We start from the raw sequence: 21,580 nt of genomic DNA, 5'->3' as shown, positions 1-21,580 counted from the left end.
GGGCGTGATCTGAACCACTCGGGGTGTGGCACGGGTGGGGACGGAAGTGCTGTAGAATTATGTACTGTGATTGTAGGCGCGGCACCTCGAAGGACGTGCATCGCCTGCAGGCAAAAGGCCGACCGGGGCGAACTCACGCGATTCGTGATTCGACCTGATCAGCATCCGGCCATCGTCCATGACGTGTCAGCGACACTGCCGGGACGAGGAGCCTGGGTGCACCCGGACGCCACATGCCTGAAGAAGGCATTGACGGCCGCATCCTTCGCTCGAGCCTTTCGAACGAAGGTCACCGCCTCGGACCTGCCGAGGATGGATACCGAACCCAAGAAGAGCGGGTAGCCCGAATGGATGACAAGTTGTGAGTGTCGTGCGATGACACCGCTATCGGAATTCGAGAGAGCAGTGAAATGAGAACTGCTCTTCATTGATGAGGTTCTTTCCTGACCGGGAAAGAACCCGGACAGGAGAACTGTGGCAAAGCCCCGTGTCCATGAGCTGGCGAAAGAGCTCGGCACTACAAGTAAGAACGTCCTCGAGAAACTCCAGGACCTGGGCGAATTCGTTCGCTCCGCTTCCTCGACCCTCGAAGCACCCGTCGTGCGGAAGGTGAAGGAAGCATTCGCCGATTCCGCTCCGGCCAAGTCCAGCGGAGACAAGGCCTCCAGTGCCTCCGCCGAGACGAAGCCGGCAGCCAAGCCGGGCGCAAAGCCCGCAGCGAAGCCCGGCGCTCCCAAGCCCGGTGCGAAGACTGCCGCCAAGCCAGGCGCTCAGCCCGGCGCCAAGGCAGCCTCGACACCAAGCGAAGCAGCCGAAAGCACCCCTGCAGCGGCAAAGCCCGCAGCCAAGCCCACCGGTGCGAAGCCGGGCGCGAAGCCTGCAGCGGCTCCGGCTGCTGAATCGAAGCCGGCTGCAGAGACCAAGGCTGATGACACCGCGGCAGCAGCTCCGGCAGCAGCCGAAGCGTCCGAGCAGGCCAAGCCTGCACCGCGTGCGAACGCACCGAAGCCAGGCGCTGCTCCGAAGCCGGGTGCCGCTCCCAAACCAGGCTCGGCTCCCAAGCCGGGCTCTGCCCCGAAGCCAGGCGGCCGTTCGCCGGCTCGTCCCGGCAACAACCCCTTCGCTCCAGCCCAGGGCATGCCCAAACCGGCAGGCCGCGGCGGACCGAAGTCCGGCAATCGCCCCGGCGGCCAAGGTGGCCAGGGCGGTCAAGGCGGTCCAGGAGCACGTCCGGGCAACAACCCGTTCGCCAACTCGCAGGGAATGCCGAAGCCAGGTCAGAAGCCACCTCGCGCATCCGGTGAGGAAGGCGCAGCAGGCCCACGTCCGGCACCACGCCCGGGCGCACCTCGCCCCAACCCATCGATGATGAAGAACTCGGCTCTCAACAAGCCGGCCCCAGGTCGCGGTCGCGGAGGAGGACGCGGCAACGCGCCCGCCGGCGGTGGCGCACCCGGTGCACCAGGTGCAGCCCCAGGCGGCGCACCTGCAGGTCGTCGCGGACCCGGCGGCGGTCCAGGTGGTCGTGGTTCAGGTCGCGGTCGCGGCAGCACACAGGGTGCATTCGGCCGTGGCGGCGGTCCCCGTCAGAAGGGGCGCAAGTCGAAGCGGGCCAAGCGCGCCGAGTTCGAACAGATGCAGACACCGTCCGTCGGTGGCGTCTCTGTTCCACGCGGCGACGGCACGACTCCGCTGCGCCTGCGCCGCGGATCCTCGTTGGCCGACTTCGCTGAGAAGATCAACACCGATCCGACAAACCTCGTCACGGTGCTCTTCCACCTCGGCGAGATGGCGACCATCACCCAGTCTCTCGACGAGGGCACCTTCGAGGTTCTCGGCGAGGAGCTCGGCTACAAGATCGAGATCGTCTCACCCGAGGACGAAGACCGTGAGCTGCTCGAGACCTTCGACATCGACCTTGACGCGGAAGCCGCGGACGAGGACGACGAGGATCTCGCAGCACGTCCACCGGTCGTCACCGTCATGGGCCACGTCGACCACGGTAAGACCAAGCTTCTCGACGCCATTCGCTCAGCGAACGTGGCGGCCCGCGAAGCCGGCGGAATCACCCAGCACATCGGTGCCTACCAGGCCGAGGTCGAGCACGAAGGCGCCGATCGCAAGATCACCTTCCTCGATACTCCGGGTCACGAGGCGTTCACCGCCATGCGTGCCCGTGGTGCGAAGTCGACGGACCTCGCGATCCTCGTGGTCGCAGCCGACGACGGTGTGATGCCGCAGACCGTGGAAGCACTCAACCACGCTCAGGCAGCGAACATTCCGATCGTGGTCGCAGTCAACAAGATCGATAAGGAGGGTGCCAACCCTTCGAAAGTCATGCAGCAGCTGACCGAGTACAACCTGGTGGCCGAGGAGTACGGCGGCGAGACCATGTTCGTGCCGATCTCTGCGCTCAAGCGCGAAGGCATCGACCAGCTGCTCGAATCCGTGCTGCTGACCACCGACGCCGCACTGGACCTGAGGGCCAACCCGGACAAGTCGGCTCGCGGCATCGCGATCGAAGCCAAGCTCGACAAGGGCCGCGGCGCGGTTGCAACCGTGCTCGTCGACTCCGGCACCCTGCGTCAGGGCGATGCCATCGTGTGTGGCACTGCCTACGGCCGTGTCCGTGCGATGTTCGATGAGAACGGCAACCTCGTCGAGGAGGCGGGACCATCCCGTCCCGTGCAGGTGCTGGGTCTGTCGTCCGTGCCGCGTGCCGGCGATACGTTCATCTCCACAGAGGATGACCGCACAGCACGTCAGATCGCTGAGAAGCGTGACGCCATCGAGCGCAACGCGGCTCAGGCTCGCGGTCGCAAGCGCATCAGCCTCGAGGACTTCACCAAGGCACTCGCCGAGGGCAAGGTCGACATGCTCAACCTCATCCTCAAGGGCGACGTCTCGGGTGCTGTCGAAGCGCTGGAGGACTCGCTGCTCAAGATCGATGTGGGCGACGACGTCGACCTGCGCATCATCCACCGCGGTGTGGGTGCGATCACGGAGAACGACATCAACCTGGCCACGGTCGACAACGCGATCGTCCTGGGCTTCAACGTCCGTCCGGAAGCGAAGGCACGCGACCTGGCCGAGCGCGAAGGTGTCGATGTCCGTTACTACTCGGTCATCTACCAGGCGATCGACGACATCGAGAGCTCGCTCAAGGGCATGCTCAAGCCGGAATACGAAGAGGTCCAGACAGGCACCGCGGAGATCCGCGAAGTCTTCCGCTCCTCCAAGTTCGGCAACATTGCCGGCTCCATCGTTCGCGATGGTCACATCACCAGGAACGCGACCGCTCGCGTCACCCGTGATGGAGTGGTCATCGGGGACAAGGTCAAGATCGAGTCCCTGCGCCGCTTCAAGGACGATGCCACCGAGGTCCGCGAAGGATACGAGTGCGGTATCGGCCTGGGCAGCTTCAACGATCTGCGTGTCGGTGACATCATCGAGACCGTCGAGATGCGTGAGAAGCCGCGCGACTGATCAGCACATCGCAGTCCACACCGGGTTCTGAACGGGTTGTGTGCGAGCGGGTGGCAAGAGTCCACTCGCCCGCACACCGCCCGGGCAGGACCCGGTCTGCGATTGTCGGGGCGGTTCGCAGACCCGCACCACCGCAGTCGACGTCATCGCAGTCGACAGCATCACAGTTCCCGGCGATGAGGTTGCCGGCAATGAGAGAATGTGCCGGGGGAGTTCGCCCAGCGGCGCCGATACACAGTCACGCCAAGTGATACAGCTACAGCACCACCCTCAGACACAGTTCAGATGAAGAAGGAAGACACCATGGCAGATGCAACTCGGGCGCGAAAGATCGCCGACCAGATCAAGGTCATCGTCGCCAGCACGATCGAACGCAGACTCAAGGACCCACGTCTCGGTTTCGTTACGGTCACCGATGTGCGCGTGACCGGAGACCTGCAGCACGCCTCGATCTTCTACACGGTCTTCGGTGACGGACAGGACCTCGAAGCCACAGGCAAGGCGTTGGAGTCTGCGAAGGGCTTCATCCGTTCAGAGGTCGGCAAGGGCCTGACGATTCGTCTGACCCCCAGCCTCGAATTCATCGCCGACGCGGTGCCCGAGGCTGCTGCTCATCTCGATGGACTGCTGGCCAAGGCCGCAGCCGATGATGCAAGGATTGCAGACCTGGCCAAGGGCGCGAAGCCTGCCGGCGATGAGGATCCCTACAAGAAGACCGACGACGAGGCCTGAGTCGGCGACAACACTCCGCCGCAGACGTAGGGCAGACGCAGACCCAATCGCGATCTCAGTCACTTCGGAGAAAAAACTTCACGTAACAGTTTTGTTATCTTTCAGTTCTGGTTTAGACTTTTTCTGGTAACGAAACGATTACGACTCTGTTAAGGGAATTTCGCATTGGGTAAGCACTCTTCGCCAAAGCCTGGCTTTGCCAAGCAGCTGGTCCGGGATCTGACTCCCGCCAGCAAGCGCTCAGCCGGTCGGCACTCCTCGGACGCGCCGTCAACTGCCACCTCGGTGTTGGCCACCGTTCGCCAGCGTCCCGTCGTTGCCGCGATCGCGGTTCCGGCCGCAGCCACCGCAGCCGTCGTCGGCTCCACCGTCGTCATGAGCCCGCCAGAGGCCGGCAATGTCACGACCGAGGCCGCTGACACCTCCGCGCAGGAGCCGCAGTCGAGCCCCTCTGCCGTCAGCCAGGACGAGATCGACGCTCAGCGCGAGAAGGCCGGCGAAGAGTACCTCAAGGACGTCAAGGACGATCCCAAGTACAAGAACAAGACCTCGAAGACGACTCTCGACGTCAAGAGCCCCAAGCCCAAGCCATCTCCGACGACGGAGAAGGCTGAGACGAGCTCCGGTGCTGCGTCGACATCCGACGATAAGTCAGATGAGAAGTCCGATGACAAGTCGTCGGACTCGGATGAGAAGTCATCCGCTGGCGGAGACGCACCAGAGGGCATCTCGAACGAGCCCTGCTCGGTCTCTTCCTCGATCGAGTCCGGACTGCAGCCCAACGCGGTCAACGGCTACCGTGCCGTGTGCGCGAAGTTCCCCGAGGTCAAGACCTACGGCGGCGTTCGCCCAGGCTCAGGCACCTCGGACCACTACACCGGCGGAGCCGTCGACATCATGATCACCGGCGCCACCGGCGACCGCATCGCGGACTACCTGATCAAGAACTCCGGAGCACTCAACGTCAAGTACGTGATCTGGGAACAGCGCATCTGGAACCCGGGCAGCGGCTGGTCGAGCATGGAAGACCGTGGATCACCCACGGACAACCACTTCGACCACGTGCACGTGTCGTTCAACTGATCACCACTGACGCGTGAGCGATACTTCCCCACAGGGCGTCCTTGTCTGTGACAAGCCCCAAGGCCTGACCTCCCACGGCGTCGTCTCACGGATTCGGCGCTGGTACGGCACCCGCAAGGTCGGGCATGCCGGAACCCTCGATCCGATGGCTACCGGCGTCCTCGTTCTCGGCCTCGGTCGCGGGACCAAACTTCTGGGCTACATCACGGGTGTGTCCAAGACCTACCTGGCCACTATCCGCCTCGGCTCGGCGACGCCGACCGATGACGCGGACTCGGAGCCGGATCTCTTCGCCGAAGCCTCGGCGCTGTCTGCCGTCACCGATACCCGAATCGCCCAGGGCGTCTCTGCGCTGACCGGTCCCATCGACCAGGTTCCCAGCGCCGTCTCCGCGATCAAGGTCAACGGGCAGCGCTCCTACGCCCGAGTCCGCGCAGGTGAAGAAGTCGAGCTCAAGGCACGCAGGGTCGAGATCTCACGGTTCTCCATCCTCGGCACCCGCTACTCCGTCTCGGAGGGCCACATCGATGTCGACGTCGAAGTCGATTGTTCGTCGGGAACCTATGTTCGTGCCCTGGCGCGCGATCTCGGCGGCAACCTCGGCGTCTATGGTCATCTCACCGCCCTGCGGCGCACCCGTGTGGGCGCTTTCGGCATCGACGATGCCGTCACGATCCCCGAGGATCTCGACACCGCAGCGCCCGCACTGACATCGCTCGCCGAGGTGGCCCGGACCCTGCTTCCGTCCGTGCACGTCGACGCCGGTGAGGCAAAGGCACTCATGCAGGGCAAGACCGTGACCACCGACCGAAGCCCGCAGGAGAGCGGTGAAGTCGTCGTGATCTGCGACGAAGAGCTCGTCTCGATCGCCGAGGTGAGGGCCGGGGGAGTGCTGAAGTCCCAGACGGCTTTCGCCATCGACCTCGCCTAGATTCGCCTATTACGCGTAGATACAACTAATACACTTGTATTCAATGATTACAAGCGAAACACTTGTTTTCTTCCCCGGGGTTTGGTGTACTTGAGTCATGTACGTCATGACCATCGATCAGCGAGGATCTCGTGAGCGCACCGATGGTGTGCCCGAGGTGCTCGAACTCCTGAGCCGGGTTGAGACCCGACTGGGCTTCGAGCGCACGATCGGCGATGAGGTCCAAGGCGTTCTCGACTCACCCGAGCAGGTGACACTCGCCGTACGCCTGCTGGCCGCACAGGCCGAGTGGCACATCGGCATCGGAATCGGCTCGGTCGAGAATCCACTTCCCACATCAACTGCCGAGGGCAGGGGAGAGGCCTTCTACGCTGCCAGGCGTGCAGTCGAAGCAGCGAAGAACGCTCCTGCCAATCTGGTCGTCGACCCGAGCGCAAACCATGCGAGTCTGGCCGAAAGCGCCCTGCGACTGCTGATCTGGACGTTTGAGAACATTCGACCCCAATCCCGTCGCTACATCGACCGTCGACTCGACCATCCCGACGCCACCCAGAACGACATCGCCGCACACTTCGACGTCTCCCAGCAGGCGGTCTCGCGAGTGCTCTCCCCAGGCGGGGTCGAGCTCATCGAAGGCGCCTGCGCCCTGTCGACCTTCCACCTCAACCAGGTGGAGGCGGGCCTGGGCAGCCATGATCTAGGCGACGGCGCGAAGGACGACTCCCAGGCAGGTGACCATGTGGTTTGACGTACTCATCGCGGTCCTCGCGGCAATCGTTGCGGCAGGCGGCGGCTATCCGCTCGTGCCGCTGTTTCTGCGGATGACGCACGACGGGCTCGGCTCGAAGCCGAGTCGCACCGGCAGTGAAGACATCGAGGTCCTGCGCGGGGGCATGTGGATCGGCATCGTCGAACGTGCCCTCATCGCCGGGGCCATCGTCCTGGGCAGACCCGAGCTGATGGCCGTCGTCGTCGCGGTCAAGGGACTCGGCCGCTTCGCCGAGATCAAATCCTCGTCCGCTGCGGGTGAGCGATTCATCATCGGAACCTTCGTCTCCATCGCAATCGCCTCCCTCATCGGCGTGATCGGCTGGGCCGTCATCTCCTGAGGCGTACGTGGGTTAGCAAGTGAGAACATCTCTGAGATAACCTGATCCGGTGCACGGAAGGAGCAAACGTCGAGTGGAGCTTTATCACGGACTGAATGAGGTCGGGGCCGGCGATGTCGGCACCGTCGTGACCCTGGGCAACTTCGACGGGGTCCACCGCGGCCACCAAACCGTTCTCCAAGCGGTGGCGGCGCTGGCGGCCGATCGTTCACTGCGCTCCGTGGCGATGACCTTCGACCCGCATCCGCGCACGGTCCACGGCACGGGCGAGCCCACGCTCATGATCACGAGCACCGAACAGAAGGCCGACTTCATCGCCGACACCGGCATCGACGCCCTGTTCGTCCAGCACTACGATCTCGACTTCGCCTCCCAGAGTGCCGAGGAGTTCGTGCGCACCTACTTCGTTGAGGCACTGGCCTGCGAGATCGTCGTCGTCGGCGATGATGTGCGCTTCGGCAAGGACAACGAGGGCACCATCGAAACCCTGCGCCACCTCGGCGAGAAATTCGGATTTCGGACGGAGACGATCGAAGAGGTCGGACGCGGGGGACGATATTCCTCCTCGCGTATCCGTGAGCAGATCGTCGCCGGTGATGTCGCCGAGGCTGCTGATCAGCTGGGTCGATACCACCGGGTTGAGGGAACCGTCGTCCACGGCGACGCTCGAGGCCGCGACCTCGGATTCCCCACGGCGAACCTGTCCGAGGACGCCGAAGGCCTCATTCCCGCCGATGGCGTCTACGCCGGATGGGCGACCTTCTCAGACGATGCGCAGCCGTACCCCGCAGCCATCTCCATTGGAACCAACCCCACCTTCGAAGGCAGCGTTCGTCGGGTCGAAGCACACGTGCTCGACAAGGAATTCGGCGATTTCGACGTCTACGGCAGGCACATGACTCTCGAATTCGTCTCGCGCATCCGTGGGCAGGTCACGTTCACCGGCATGGACGAACTCGTTGTGAAGATGCACGAGGATATTGCCGATGTGCGCGAGGTGCTCCACACCTGATAAACTGAACGTTGCCGTTTTCACCGGCCGCGGTTCGATAGTGCTGAGACTGACAGGTCTCGGCGCCGCGCAACGATCTTAAAGGAGAAGTCCATGGCTCTCAGTACTGCTGAAAAGCAAGAAGTCATCAAGGAATATGCAACTCACGAGGGCGACACCGGTTCTCCCGAGGTCCAGGTTGCGCTGCTGACCCGCCGGATCACCGAGCTTACCGAGCACTTCAAGGATCACAAGCACGACCACCACTCGCGTCGTGGCCTGCTGCTCCTCGTCGGTCAGCGTCGTCGTATGCTCAAGTACTTGCAGCGCGTCGAGATCGAGCGTTACCGCTCGCTCATCAAGCGCCTGGGTCTGCGTCGCTGAGACCAGCGCCCTGACATTGAGTGCGGCTCAGACGAACTGACACCGGTTCGATTAAGCCTCCTCAGACGAAACGAAGCGTCCTGCATCATGCAGGGCGCTTCTTCGTCTTCTCAGACAGGTCGATTCTCCGTCTCTTCGAACAGGTCGATTCTAAGCGGCAGGCCCGGGTGGCATGCGTCTCGATGGCTCAATGAGGCAACTGCGGTAGACTTCGAAGCGGACAATCATGCCATGGACGTTTCGGTCCTCGGTAGTGGCCTCCGGAAGAACGGGCAGACATACGCCGGTTCCGTGGGCCCCGATCGATGACCGGCTTGGATCCATGGGATGTCCAAGTCAATATCCACCGGATTGGCGCGGGCTTTCCGCCTTCGGACTTCGAAGGTGTCCGCGTACCGGTTACTTACAAGGAGAATACGTGGGACTCAACCCTGAATCCGCCGTAGCGCACATTGACAATGGCAGCTACGGTTCACACACCATCCGCTTCGAAACAGGCCGCCTCGCACAGCAGGCCGCCGGTTCCGCCGTCGCCTACCTCGATGACGAAACCATGCTCTTCTCGGCCACCTCGGCCGGCAAGCACCCCCGTGAGGGCTTCGACTTCTTCCCCCTGACCGTCGACGTCGAAGAGCGCATGTACGCCGCGGGCCGCATCCCCGGTTCGTTCTTCCGCCGCGAGGGACGCCCCTCGACCGACGCAGTGCTGACCTGCCGCCTCATCGACCGTCCTCTGCGTCCCTCCTTCGTGAAGGGACTGCGCAACGAGGTCCAGGTCGTCGTCACAGTGATGTCGATCCACCCCGACCACATCTACGACGCGCTGGCCATCAACGCGGCCTCGATGTCGACTCAGCTCTCCGGACTGCCCTTCTCCGGCCCCATCGGCGGCGTGCGCATCGCACTCATCGACGGCCAGTGGGTTGCCTTCCCGAACCATTCGCAGCTCGACGATGCCGTCTTCAACATGGTCGTCGCCGGCCGTGTCGTCGGTGACGACGTTGCGATCATGATGGTCGAGGCAGAAGCCACGGACAACGCCATGGATCGCATCAAGACCGGCGCCCCCGCACCGACCGAAGAGGTCGTGGCCGAGGGACTCGAAGCAGCGAAGCCCTTCATCAGCGAACTCTGCCGTGCCCAGCAGGAGCTGGCCGACAGCGCCGCCAAGCCGACCGTCGAATTCCCTGTCTTCAAGGACTACCAGGACGACGTCTACGAAGCAGTGCGTGAACTCGCCGAAGCCAAGCAGACCGAGAACTTCCAGATCGCTGACAAGCAGGAGCGCGAAGCAGCAGGCGAAGTTCTGCTGACTGAGCTCTTCGAGAAGCTGGGCGAACGCTTCGCCGGCCGCGAGAAGGAGATCGGTGGGGCCCTCAACGCCCTGACCAAGCAAGTTGTGCGCAAGCGCATCCTCACCGAGCAGATCCGCATCGACGGTCGTGGACTCAAGGACATCCGTCCGCTGACCGCAGAGACCAACGTGATCCCACGTGCCCACGGCTCGGCCATCTTCGAGCGCGGAGAGACCCAGATCCTGGGTGTCACCACGCTGAACATGCTCAAGCTCGAACAGCACATCGATTCGCTGTCGCCAGTGACCACGAAGCGCTACATGCACCACTACAACTTCCCGCCCTACTCGGTCGGAGAGACCGGTCGCGTGGGCAGCCCGAAGCGCCGCGAGATCGGACACGGTGCACTGGCTGAACGTGCACTCGTGCCGGTTCTGCCCAAGCGCGAGGACTTCCCCTACGCCATCCGTGAGGTTTCAGAGGCTCTCGGATCCAACGGTTCGACCTCGATGGGTTCGGTCTGCGCTTCGACACTGGCCATGCTCTCGGCCGGTGTGCCGCTGCAGGCTCCCGTCGCAGGCATCGCCATGGGACTCGTCTCCGATGTCATCTCCACCGACTCCGGTGACCAGACCGCATACGCGGCACTGACGGACATCCTCGGCGCCGAAGATGCCTTCGGCGACATGGACTTCAAGGTTGCCGGTACGCGTGACTTCATCACCGCGATCCAGCTCGACACCAAGCTCGACGGCCTGCCGGCCTCGGTGCTCGGTGCCGCACTCAAGCAGGCCTACGAAGCACGCATGGTCATCCTCGACGTCATCGCCGAGGCCATCGACGCTCCGGCAGAGATGGCTCCGACTGCTCCGCGCATCATCTCGGTGAACATCCCCGTCGACAAGATCGGCGAGGTCATCGGACCCAAGGGCAAGATGATCAACCAGATGCAGGAAGACACCGGCGCTGACATCAGCATCGAAGACGACGGAACCGTGCTCATCGGCGCCACCGACGGTGAGTCCGCCGAGGCTGCCCGTTCGATGATCAACGCCATCGCCAACCCGCAGGTGCCTGAGGTCGGCGAACGCTACCTCGGCACCGTCGTGAAGACGATGAGCTTCGGCGCATTCGTCTCCCTGACACCGGGCAAGGACGGACTGCTGCACATCTCCGAGCTGCGCAAGCTCAACGATGGCAAGCGCGTCGAGGACGTCGAAGACGTCGTCGGAGTCGGCCAGAAGGTCCAGGTCGAGATCACGAAGATCGACGACCGCGGCAAGCTGTCACTCTCGCCCGTGAGCGACGATGACGAAGAGACAGAAGAGGAATCAGACAACTGATACTCAAGGATTCTCACACCGGGGAGGGCAGCCGAATCGATCGGTCTGTCCTCCCCGGTGGTTTAACGGTGACCACTGAACACATGCCCGGGCTGGCGTCGGAGACGATCGGCATCTGGGTCGCGGCAGGTTCGCGCGATGAATCGACCGAGACCGCAGGATCGACCCATTTCCTCGAGCACATGCTCTTCAAGGGAACGGCGACGAAGGACGCGAAGACGATCGCAGCGGCCTTCGACCGGACCGGGGGAGACTCCAACGCCATCACGGCCAAGGAACTCACCTGCTACTACTCCCGGTGCCTCGTCACAGACTTAGCCGACATCACCTCTCTGCTCGTCGACATGGTCTCCAACTCGAACCTGGACGCCGAGGAGTTCGAACGTGAACGCGGCGTCATCATCGAAGAGCTGGCGATGTCCGCCGACGATCCCGGTGACGTCCTCTTCGATGACTTCGACGAACTCATCTTCGGCGACCACCCGCTGGCACGACCCGTGGGTGCGACCAAGGACCAGATCCGGGTGCTCGGCCATCACACGCTGCTCGAGCACCATTCGACGACCTATGTTCCTCCACGGCTGGTCATCGCCGCAGCAGGCGGTGCCACCCACGACGAGGTTCTGCGGATGGTCGAGGATGCCTTGGCCGAGGCCTGTGTCGGCTCAGCGGCCGGCGCGCACACATGGGACAGCGTCGCACCCTCCGGGTCGTCGGCGGTGAACGCGTCGGGCGCGACCGGTCGCGGGGCACGTGAGGTGCCGACGTTCCACTCGGGACGCTCACACACGGCCAAAGATACCGAGCAGCTGGGAATCCTGCTCGGCTGTGAAGGTCTGGAGGAAGGACACCCGGATCGCTTCGTCTATTCGGTGCTGCTGACGATGCTCGGCGGTGGCATGTCCTCACGCCTCTTCCAGAGTGTGCGTGAAGAACGCGGCCTCGCCTATGCCGTCAACTGTGTGGCCAGCCAGTTCACCGATTTCGGCACGTTCGGCATCTACGCCGGCTGCACACCGGAGAACGGACAGGCCGTGATCGATCTGGCCCTGGCCGAATGGGATCGACTGGCACAGGAGACACCGAGCCGCTCGGAGCTCGACGCGATCGTCTCCCAGCTCTCGGGATCAATGGTACTCGGGCTCGAATCCTCGGCCGCGCGGATGAACCGCCTGGCCAGATCCGAGATCTTTGGAATCGCACTCGAGGCTCCGCTCGACCTCATCGAACGAGTCCGCTCGGTCACGGCCGAACAGGTGACGACGATGGCCGGTGACCTGCTGAGCCGACCGAAGTCGCTGTCGCTTGTGGGACCTCAGACGGACGTCGTCCTGCGCTGAGCCTCACGGCGCTGGAACTAGAATGGCTGTACAGCAAGAGACTTGTTGTACAGCCATTTCTGTCTGTGTGAAGGTGAGGGTCATGTCGCGGAAGAGCGCATCGGTGCGTCGGGAGGAGATCCTGGCGGCGACCGTGGAGGAGATCGAGAGCACCGGTCTGCGCACCCTCCGAGTCGCCGACGTGGCCGCGCGGCTGGGCCTGAGTCCGAGCCTGGTCATCTACCATTTCGTGACGAAGGAAGCGCTCGTCGCCGCGGCCTTCGCACATGCGGGGGAGAACGACCTCTACCGCGCCCACCGACTCGCCGCCGGGCGGAAGCCGGCCCGGGACAGGCTCAGTGACGTGGTCCGGTGGTACATGCCGTCCGGGTCTACGCGGAGCTGGAAGATCTGGATCGACGGGTGGTCCGCCGGACTCTTCGACGACGAGGTGAGATCGACGTTCGCCGCACTCGACCGCGAATGGAAGACGATCCTGTCAGAGCTCATCGTCGCCGGCCTCGCAGCAGGGGAGTTCCGGTGCGCCCACGCAGCAGACCTCGCCGACGGGTCTTCGGCTCACGTGGCCGAGGGCAGCGCCACACGGATCCTGGCCTATCTCGACGGGCTCGCGGTCCAACTCATCATCAACCCCGAAACGGTGTCTCCTGCGACCTTGTCGGACTGGGTCGACGCATTCGTCTCGCGCGAACTGGACTGAGCCCAGAACTCGTCATCGCACCTTTCTTGACGGCGCTGTGCCGGGGCGGTCAGACTGGTGTCCTGAACCTTACTGAACAGCGATTCAGTTAAATCCTTGGGAGCGACATGTTCATGGACATCACCTGGCAGGATCCGATCACCGGAACACACGGATTCGTCGTCATCGACACCCTTGTGAGGGGAACCGCCTCGGGCGGCCTGCGGATGCGAAAGGGGTGCACCCTCGAAGAGGTCCGTGGCCTGGCCCAGGGGATGACGCGCAAGGAAGCCATCCACCTGCGCGAGGGACGGCACTACGTTCCAGTCGGCGGTGCCAAGGGCGGCATCGACTTCGACCCGCGTGCTCCCGGAGCCAAGGACGTCCTCGAACGTTTCCTCGTTGACATGAACCCGATCATGCGTGCCTACTGGGCCCTCGGCGAGGACCTGGGGGTCCGCCAGAACGATATCGATGACATCCTCGCCTCCCATGAGCTCGGAAGCGGGCTGAGCGCTGTGGAGAAGCTGCTGGACGATCCGAAGGAGGCCGAAGCCCGGGCAGCCACGGCCTTCTCCACGATCGTCGGCGGTGTGGGGCAGGACGAACTCGTCGGCGGACTCGGGGTGGCCACCTCGGTGATCGCCGCACTCGAGGCCGAAGGACGGGACCCGGCAGCTGCGAGCGCAGTGATCCAGGGATTCGGATCCATGGGCGGAGCCAGCGCCCGATTCCTCGCCGAGGCGGGGGTGACCATCGTGGGCATCGCCGATGCCGACGGATTCGTGTCCAACCCGGCCGGCCTCGACGTCGAAGCCCTCCTGGCCACGCGTGACCCCTTCGGCGGCATCGACCGAGCCGCACTGCGGCCCGAGGACCGCGACGGCGATCGCGGAGGCTGGCTGGGCGCCGATTGTGATGTGCTGGTGCCCGCCGCAGTCAGTTACGCCATCACCAGTGAGAACTGTGCGGCCATTGCTGCTTCGCTCATCGTTGAGGCTGCGAACATGCCGGTGCTCCCTGAGGCCGAGGAACAGCTGCGAGCTCGCGGGGTCACCGTCGTTCCCGACTTCCTCGCGAATTCCGCAACGAATGCCTGGTGGTGGTGGGTGACCTTCGGCGACGTCGATGGCAGCTGGGAGGACAGCCGGACCATGGTCACCCAGACCCTGCGCGAACTCACGACTCAGGTGCTCAGTGATGCCGGGCGTCAGGGCATCACACCCCGTCAGGCGGCACAGTCGCTCGTGGACGCCAATCTTGAAGTGCTCCAGGCCGACCCCAGGTCGGAACGCTGGAACCAGTGAGCGGCAGCGACCGCAACGGCAGCGACAATGATGGCAGCGACAATGACGGCGACGGCGTGAAGGAGTCACGATGACAGAGGAACAGGCAGAGATCACCGGCGGGGCGCACTTGGCTCGTGCGCTGAGGGCCGAGGGCATCACGCGTGTCTTCGGGATCCCCGGGACCCACAACCTTGAGATCTTCGCGCAGCTGGCGGCCGAGGGAATCGACATCGTCTCGCCGCGGCATGAGCAGGGCGCCGGATATATGGCAGACGGTGCTGCCCGCGTCACCGGAGCGGTGCAGGTCGTCGTGACGACGACGGGACCGGCGGTCTTCAACGCGCTGACCGCCCTGCTGCAGTCCTTCACCGACTCGGTTCCAGTCCTGCTCATCAGCCCCGGCATGCCGCTGACCCACCCGGGACGCGGCAACGGGCTCCTCCACGAGGTGCGCAACCAGAGCCAAGCCATCGAAGCCGTCCTCGGCGACAGCCACCGGGTGACCAGCCCCGGGGAGGTGTCGCTGGCGGTCGGACAGGCCCTCTCGCGCATGCGCACCGGACGCACTCGCCCCGCGTCCATCGAAATCCCACTCGACCTCATCGAGGCCACTGGACCCGGGTGGACCCACCCGGCGGTGACCCGCCCCCATCCCAGCCCCGAACCCTCCGCGATCAGGTCCGCCGCCGAGGTGCTGGCCGGTGCCCAGCGTCCCCTCCTCATCGTCGGGGCCGGGGCCCGCAGTGCCGGAGCCGAGATCGAAGAGCTCTCCCGGGTGCTCGGGGCCGGGGTCATCCTGTCCTCGAACGCGAAGGGCACGATCGACGATGAGTTCGAGAACAACCTCGGCGCCATCGGAGTCCTCGAAGCGCTGCCGGAGGTGCTCAGCGCCGCCGACGCGGTGGTGGCCATCGGCACCGAACTGGCTCCCAGCGATTTCTGGCCCGAACCGCTGCCACTGCCGCACACCGTCGTACGCATCGACCTCGACGAGGTGCAGATGCTGCGCAACGCACGCGTCACCCACCCGATTCCAGCCGATGCCACCGACGCGACGATCGCGTTGACACACCAGCTGCACCAGACCAGGTCGAGCGGCCACTCACGGGCAGCAGTCGAATGGCTGCGCGGCTGGCAGGACACGATCACGGCCGCAGCCAAAGAAGAAGGCGCTCCATGGGCACAGCTGTGCGGTGGACTCAACGACTACACCGCCTCGGCGACATCACCCGTCATCGTCGCCGCGGATTCCACGATGTGCTGCTACTACGGAGTCCAGACCGGATGGATGGCACGCCGAGGTGACCGCTTCCTCTACCCGGCAGGCGCGGGAACCCTCGGGTACGGCCTGCCCGCCGGGATCGGTGCGAAACTCGCCCTGCCCTCAGCCAGGGTTGTGGCGATCGAAGGCGATGGAGGGGCGATGTTCACGATCGCCGAACTCGCAGCGGCAGTGCAGGCGCGAGTATCACTGTCACTGATCATCGTCGACAACGGCGGGTACGGGGAGATCCGCAACGAGATGGCCGACCGCGGCGACACTCCCGCAGGTGTGGCACTCCTGGGCCCTGACTTTCCGGCCCTGGCTCAATCGATGGGGGCTCGCGGTCTCCACATCGAGACCCAGGAGCAGCTTGTGACGGCTCTGAAACAGGCCGAAGACTTCGCGGGACCCACGCTGATCCACATCACCGAAGATTCCCGCGCGGCCACGGACATGCTCGGTGCCTCCGAGATCATGCGGTGAGGACTCATTTCCGTGGTGAAACGATATTTTCCGAGGTCACATGGCGTCATCTGGAATAGACCCCGCATTGGCCGTGTTGTTCGAGATGAGACCCTGCTATAGGGTCGAAATGAAGCCGCCGACTTGGCGGACATCAATTCTCTTCAGGAGGAATTTCATGGCTGAGCAGTACGTCCTTCCGGAACTGCCCTACGACTACTCCGCACTTGAGCCGCACATCTCGGCTCGCATCATGGAGCTGCACCACGACAAGCACCACGCAACCTACGTCAAGGGTGCCAACACCGCTGTTGAACAGCTGGCAGAAGCCCGCGAAAGCGGAAACCTCGCCAACGTGCCGAAGCTGACCCGCGACCTCGCGTTCAACCTCGGCGGACACGTCAACCACTCGATCTTCTGGAACAACATGTCTCCAGACGGTGGCGACAAGCCCGTCGGCGAACTCGCAGCAGCGATCGACGACCAGTTCGGCTCCTTCGACAAGTTCCGTGAGCACTTCACCACGGCAGCCACCACGATCCAGGGCTCCGGCTGGGCCGTGCTCGTCTACGATCAGCTCGGTGGAAACCTCTTCATCGAACAGCTCAAGGACCAGCAGTCGGACATCCAGCTCGGCGGAACCCCGGTTCTCCAGCTCGATATGTGGGAGCACGCCTTCTACCTCGACTACCAGAACGTCAAGCCTGACTACGTCAAGGCTTGGTGGAACATCGTGAACTGGGCAGATGCAGGTGCACGCTTCGACCGCGCCGTGTCTCAGACCAAGGGCCTCCTGCTCGGCTGATAGCCGTACAGACCCCACAACGGCGGCTCCGACCCATTGCGGCGGGGCCGCCGTTGTCATGTCCGGGTGGCTCAGTTGAGCCAGCTGAGAGCTCAGTTGGCTCGGGCCTCGCTACGCTGGGCGCATGGACGAATTCCTCAGACGTTGGCGCCGTGATGATGCTGCTGCCCTCGCAGAGATCTACGCCCGGGCCGATGCGGATCTTCTTAGCAACATTCCCGATGATCCGTCGCTGACTGGCGCCCAGGAATGGCTTGAAGGAACCCGCACAGCAGAAGCAGGCGGGTCCACGGTTGCCCTCGCCATTGTGGCCGGTGACCACACGCCGGTCGGCAATGTCATGGCGACAGCCATCGATGGGAAACATTCGACCGCCTGGATCTCCTATTGGCTGGCCCCGGACGCTCGCGGTCAGGGCCTCGCCGCAGCCGGCCTGCGCAGCCTCGTCGATCATCTGCATGATGAGCTGGGCATCTATCGCCTCGAGTTGGGCTACCGCGTGAACAATCCGGCATCGGCTGCGGTGGCCGAGAGCGCCGGATTCATCGTCGAAGGCCGACAGCGCGAACGGCTGCTCTACGACGGGGCCCGCTATGACACAGAGGAATCTGCTCGACTGGCCGGGGATCCACGACCTCAGGGCCACCGATTGCCTTTGGTGACGTTCTGAATCACATCACCTGATGACGGTGGCAGCAGTGAGAGTCGTTAGACTGGCCTGCGGAGATCGTCGAGCAAGGAGTCAGAACTTATGAATGCGATTCGAGTAGCCGTCATCGGAGCACAGGGCCGAATGGGCGCCCAAGCTGTCGACGCCATCACCGAAGCCGAGGGCCTCGAACTCGTCGCGGCTCTGGGCAGCAGCGACTCCTTGGAGACTCTGCTTGAAAAGAACGTCGACGTTGCGGTCGAGCTCACTGTCCCGAAGTCGACCGAAGACAATGTGCGCTTCCTCGTCGAGCATGACATCGACACCGTCGTCGGTACCACCGGCTGGGACAACGAGCGTCTCGCCCGCCTCGAGACCCTGCTCAGCGAGCACGCAGACACCGCCGTCCTCATTGCCCCGAACTTCTCGATCGGCGCTGTCCTGGCGATGCGGTTCGCGGAACTGGCCGCACCGTACTTCGACTCCGCCGAGGTGGTAGAGATCCACCATACTCGTAAGCTTGACGCTCCCTCAGGCACCGCTAACCACACGGCCCAGCGCATCGCCGCCGCCCGCAATGCGGCCGGCCTGCCGCAGGTCCCCGACTCGACCGAGAGCGATCCTCACGGGGCCCGAGGCGCCGTCATCGACGGCATCCACGTACACGCTATCCGCCAGCAGGGCATGAATGCGCATGAGGAGATCCACTTCGGCTCCGACGGCGAAGCCCTGACGATCCGCACGGACTCTCACTCCACCTCGGCGTTCATGCCGGGAATCCTCACCGCTGTGCGCTCGATCTCCGAGTACACCGGTCTGGTGCACGGCCTCGAGAATATGCTCGACCTCTGATGTCCAAAGGCAAAATCGGGGCGATCGTCGTCTCAGTGGTGCTCGTCTTCTACTTCGTCCTCATGGGACATCGAGCATGGATACTGGTCCGCGAACCCGACCTCGTGCCCCGCCTGATGGGCATCGCCCTCTTCGTCCTGCCACTCATCGGGGCCTGGACCCTGGTCGTCGAACTCATGTTCGGTGCACGGACGGAGAAGCTGGCACGCATTCTGAAGTCCGAGGGCGGACTGCCCGTCGATGACCTGCCGCGCACACCGGGCGGGAAGATCATCCGCGAGTCCGCCGACGAAGCCTTCGGTCAGTACCAGGCCGAAGCCGAAGCCGCGCCCGACGACTGGCGCTCATGGTTCCGTCTCTCCTGCGCCTACGATGCGTGCGGAGACCGCAAGCGCGCCCGATCAACGATGCGTAAAGCGGTCAATATGTATCGGGCGGGCGTGAAGCAGAATTCTTAGCGGGGCCTGAGCTGTGAGCTTCAACAATGAACGCCGAAGTTCTGCCAGTGCAATGTGGACAACGTGCGCCCTGGCGGCCGACGTCTCACGTCCTTTGTATCGGCGACTAGGAAAGAAACTCCCTTGTGTGAGGGACTTGTTCTGCAACGACTTCGGCTTTGAAGCCAGCTGTGTTTTCTAGCCACCCAGCGTAGTGATCCTGGCCGCCAGCATGGGGGTAGCGATCATGGTAGAGAGGTCTCCAACCGTGTACTGGCGCGTCGGACATGATCGAATCGACGCTGGTGGGACTGCCTGCTTTGAACGCGAGATGATTCACGCCGGGACGTCTCCGATCATGGGCCGTTGCAGTCGTGTTCGGTGATGTCGTCAATGTCAGGTACGCACTTCCGATTGCCCACGATTGTCCCTCTTCCCATGAGTTCTCCAGAATGAATCCGAGTCGGTTCAATAGCCATCCCCACTCGTTGACAGCCTCTTCGAGATTGGTGATCCAGACTTCGACGTGATGAAAACCAGTCATTCGGCAAGTCTCACACACTGTCTCGCACCTGCTGAGGAGTCCGCCGCCCGAGTGGCTCCTGGAACCGAACGAGGTACCCGTCTGGGTCGGTGACGAGGAGCTGGCGCACTCCGGCTTCCTCGAAGTCGCCGATGCGGTACCACTTTGTTTCGGGTGGCATAAATAGGGGGTAGGAAGCTCGGTTAAGAGCTTTCTCGATGGGTCCCATGCTTGGCACCGCAATCTGGAAGTTGATGCCTCTTCCGAACGGACGCTCTAAAGGGCCTGTGACCCAGTTGCGGCCTATGCCTTTTTGCTCAAGCATGATGTGCGCAGATCCACGTGTGATGTAAGCAAAGCCCTCTTCGGGCCTTTCGTAGGCGATTTCGAATCCACATAGTCCGCACCAAAAATCGATGCTCCGACTGACGTTGCTGACCAGAAGTTCGGGCACGAGCGATGGGTCGAATTCCTCAGAGGTCATGATCCTATGGTCGCAGAGGCCAAATCATCAATCTGTGTACCGCGCCGCCACTTTACGATGCATAATTACTGTCAATTATCCCTGCAGCTCACACGTCAGAGTCCGGCCTCGAGCTTGAATTCGGCACTGACTCTGACTTCTGATCCGGCCCGCTAACTGAAACGGGCCCCTGAACCGGCGACGCAGACCGGATAACCGCTGCGACTCCCGCCTCCAGAGGGCCATGTGACCCGATCGCCAGCTTCCACATCAGGGCGAACCCGATGAACACGAGAGCATGGAGACCGAACTCGACAGCCTGCGGCGTCATCGCCTCACCGCCGAGCATCGGGTTGGCTTCGACCCACGGGCGAGTGATCTCGAGCAGGATGACGTGAGCGGAGTACACGCTCAAGGGCATCGACCCGGGTGCCGTCAGTGGCGCCAACACCCAAGTTCTGCGTTCCAACAGCAACGCCAAGGACTGGCAAAAGACGATGGTCAGCAGTGCGGTCCCGGCCGTGGCGAGCAGGTCGAAGGGTGTGCCCGAATGCGGGCCTGCGATCGCCAACCACCACCACGAGGTCGTCGGCGTCACCCCATAGCTTCCGGTGAACAGCGCCGCATTGAGATCGGTTCCGTACAGCTCCGAAACTCGCACCAACTCGTCACCACCGCCGGCGATGTTGAGGAGCAGCCAGGAGACTCCCTTGCCGACGAGGAACAGCCCGAAGCCGGTAGCGAAGAGGGACATGAGGTGGCTGCGGATGTCGATCTTGGCAACAGCCATCCCCAACAGGATGTAGGACAGCCACTGCAGAATCGGGTAGTAGCCGGTGAGCACCAGGTCTTGGAGCATCGTCAGCGGGGTCGCGAAGTCGAACCATGACATCGACGAATACTGCGGCTCCAGCCCGAACTGACTGCGGATGAGCATCGAGAGCACGGGGCTGAGCACCATCCAGCCCAGGGCGATGATGAACAAAGTCCTCGCGCGCAGGCGCAGGAACAGCATCGCGATTGCAAACATGACCCCGTAGTTGACGAGGATGACAGCCAACATCGACGACACCGACCCCAGACACAAGCCGATGACGATGATCGCTCCCGCACGGATGAGCACACTGGGCACGGCATCGCGCAGACGTCCGGACGCTGCCATTCGTGATCGGGTCGAGAGCACCAGCGAACAACCGGCCAGGACCGCGAACAGTGCCGAGGCCCGGCCCGCGAACACAGCGGCCCAGGTTGGGAAGCCCTCGGGATCGGACAGGGCAAAGATGTGCGTGACCATCATCGCGAAAAGGGCGATTCCGCGTGCGGCATCGAGACCGATGAGTCGGCCGGCGGGGCTCAGGCGATCACGGACCGTTTCAATCCCAGCAGTCGCCGAGGTGGGGGAGCGGTGAGAGCTCATGCATCGATTCTCACATGAGAGGTGACAAGCCGTTGTATCTTTATGG

At 63.4% G+C, this 21,580-nt stretch carries 21 protein-coding genes; 18 read left to right on the top strand and 3 right to left on the bottom strand.

Translation table 11 applies throughout. From position 1 onward, the window contains the following. The first annotated feature begins 66 nt into the window (after positions 1-66). From CXR25_RS12400 to CXR25_RS12315, 18 genes are all read left to right on the top strand, one after another. Positions 67-342, top strand: coding sequence for a YlxR family protein (locus CXR25_RS12400; RefSeq protein ID WP_009882997.1), 276 nt, complete (start codon positions 67-69; stop codon positions 340-342). A gap of 132 nt (positions 343-474) precedes the next feature. After that, entirely contained in the window at positions 475-3,486 is a 3,012-nt protein-coding gene (infB, locus tag CXR25_RS12395) for a translation initiation factor IF-2 (protein WP_125240601.1), read from the top strand. Between the two features lie 303 nt (positions 3,487-3,789). Then, on the top strand, positions 3,790-4,218 hold the full coding sequence (rbfA, locus tag CXR25_RS12390; RefSeq protein ID WP_069600440.1) for a 30S ribosome-binding factor RbfA: 429 nt from the start codon (positions 3,790-3,792) through the stop codon (positions 4,216-4,218). A 165-nt stretch (positions 4,219-4,383) separates the two neighbouring features. Next, positions 4,384-5,301: a VldE C-terminal domain-containing protein gene (locus tag CXR25_RS12385; protein WP_069600439.1), complete on the top strand. Its 918-nt coding sequence runs from the start codon at positions 4,384-4,386 to the stop codon at positions 5,299-5,301. Positions 5,302-5,314: 13 nt separating this feature from the next. After that, a complete protein-coding gene (gene truB / locus CXR25_RS12380; protein ID WP_096167188.1) occupies positions 5,315-6,232 on the top strand; it encodes a tRNA pseudouridine(55) synthase TruB in 918 nt (305 codons plus the stop codon). A 97-nt stretch (positions 6,233-6,329) separates the two neighbouring features. Further along, entirely contained in the window at positions 6,330-6,980 is a 651-nt protein-coding gene (locus CXR25_RS12375; RefSeq protein WP_096167186.1) for a hypothetical protein, read from the top strand. Further along, positions 6,970-7,341: a hypothetical protein gene (locus tag CXR25_RS12370; RefSeq protein ID WP_096160595.1), complete on the top strand. Its 372-nt coding sequence runs from the start codon at positions 6,970-6,972 to the stop codon at positions 7,339-7,341. Before CXR25_RS12375 ends, CXR25_RS12370 begins: the two co-directional genes overlap by 11 nt. A gap of 73 nt (positions 7,342-7,414) precedes the next feature. Then, entirely contained in the window at positions 7,415-8,353 is a 939-nt protein-coding gene (locus CXR25_RS12365; protein ID WP_069600435.1) for a bifunctional riboflavin kinase/FAD synthetase, read from the top strand. A gap of 93 nt (positions 8,354-8,446) precedes the next feature. Further along, positions 8,447-8,716, top strand: coding sequence for a 30S ribosomal protein S15 (rpsO, locus tag CXR25_RS12360; protein WP_009882989.1), 270 nt, complete (start codon positions 8,447-8,449; stop codon positions 8,714-8,716). Positions 8,717-9,134: 418 nt separating this feature from the next. Beyond that, positions 9,135-11,354 (top strand): polyribonucleotide nucleotidyltransferase, encoded by a 2,220-nt coding sequence (locus tag CXR25_RS12355; RefSeq protein ID WP_069600434.1) that lies wholly within the window; start codon positions 9,135-9,137, stop codon positions 11,352-11,354. A gap of 68 nt (positions 11,355-11,422) precedes the next feature. Beyond that, the gene (locus CXR25_RS12350; protein WP_125240600.1) at positions 11,423-12,694 is read left to right on the top strand and encodes a M16 family metallopeptidase; all 1,272 of its coding nucleotides are present in this window, start codon (positions 11,423-11,425) and stop codon (positions 12,692-12,694) included. 82 nt (positions 12,695-12,776) lie between these two features. Next, positions 12,777-13,394, top strand: coding sequence for a TetR/AcrR family transcriptional regulator (locus CXR25_RS12345; RefSeq protein ID WP_096162794.1), 618 nt, complete (start codon positions 12,777-12,779; stop codon positions 13,392-13,394). A 107-nt stretch (positions 13,395-13,501) separates the two neighbouring features. Beyond that, positions 13,502-14,680: a glutamate dehydrogenase gene (locus tag CXR25_RS12340; protein WP_125240599.1), complete on the top strand. Its 1,179-nt coding sequence runs from the start codon at positions 13,502-13,504 to the stop codon at positions 14,678-14,680. A gap of 70 nt (positions 14,681-14,750) precedes the next feature. After that, the gene (locus CXR25_RS12335; protein WP_125240598.1) at positions 14,751-16,409 is read left to right on the top strand and encodes a thiamine pyrophosphate-binding protein; all 1,659 of its coding nucleotides are present in this window, start codon (positions 14,751-14,753) and stop codon (positions 16,407-16,409) included. Positions 16,410-16,566: 157 nt separating this feature from the next. Beyond that, on the top strand, positions 16,567-17,193 hold the full coding sequence (locus CXR25_RS12330; RefSeq protein ID WP_069600429.1) for a superoxide dismutase: 627 nt from the start codon (positions 16,567-16,569) through the stop codon (positions 17,191-17,193). 124 nt (positions 17,194-17,317) lie between these two features. Further along, a complete protein-coding gene (locus CXR25_RS12325; protein ID WP_096167174.1) occupies positions 17,318-17,863 on the top strand; it encodes a GNAT family N-acetyltransferase in 546 nt (181 codons plus the stop codon). 81 nt (positions 17,864-17,944) lie between these two features. Beyond that, complete coding sequence (dapB, locus tag CXR25_RS12320; RefSeq protein WP_096157237.1) at positions 17,945-18,694, top strand: 4-hydroxy-tetrahydrodipicolinate reductase; 750 nt, start codon at positions 17,945-17,947, stop codon at positions 18,692-18,694. Continuing rightward, a complete protein-coding gene (locus CXR25_RS12315) occupies positions 18,694-19,152 on the top strand; it encodes a tetratricopeptide repeat protein (protein ID WP_069600426.1) in 459 nt (152 codons plus the stop codon). The genes dapB and CXR25_RS12315 overlap by 1 nt, the downstream gene beginning before the upstream one ends. 106 nt (positions 19,153-19,258) lie before the next feature. Here the strand turns inward: CXR25_RS12315 and CXR25_RS12310 are convergent, their stop codons facing one another. From CXR25_RS12310 to CXR25_RS12300, 3 genes are all read right to left on the bottom strand, one after another. Further along, entirely contained in the window at positions 19,259-19,675 is a 417-nt protein-coding gene (locus tag CXR25_RS12310; protein ID WP_083248770.1) for a VOC family protein, read from the bottom strand. Positions 19,676-19,685: 10 nt separating this feature from the next. Then, positions 19,686-20,138, bottom strand: a complete 453-nt coding sequence (locus CXR25_RS12305) for a bleomycin resistance protein (protein WP_069600425.1) — start codon at positions 20,136-20,138, stop codon at positions 19,686-19,688. An 88-nt stretch (positions 20,139-20,226) separates the two neighbouring features. Then, positions 20,227-21,534 carry a heparan-alpha-glucosaminide N-acetyltransferase domain-containing protein gene (locus CXR25_RS12300; RefSeq protein ID WP_125240597.1) on the bottom strand — a complete coding sequence of 436 codons (1,308 nt, stop codon included), beginning with the start codon at positions 21,532-21,534 and terminating at the stop codon, positions 20,227-20,229. Positions 21,535-21,580 lie beyond the last annotated feature (46 nt).

The organism is Brevibacterium aurantiacum (assembly GCF_003932995.1).
Taxonomy (GTDB): Bacteria; Actinomycetota; Actinomycetes; order Actinomycetales; family Brevibacteriaceae; genus Brevibacterium; species Brevibacterium aurantiacum.
Note: the sequence above shows the minus strand (reverse complement) of the source record. Positions and strands in the feature narration are given on the sequence as shown.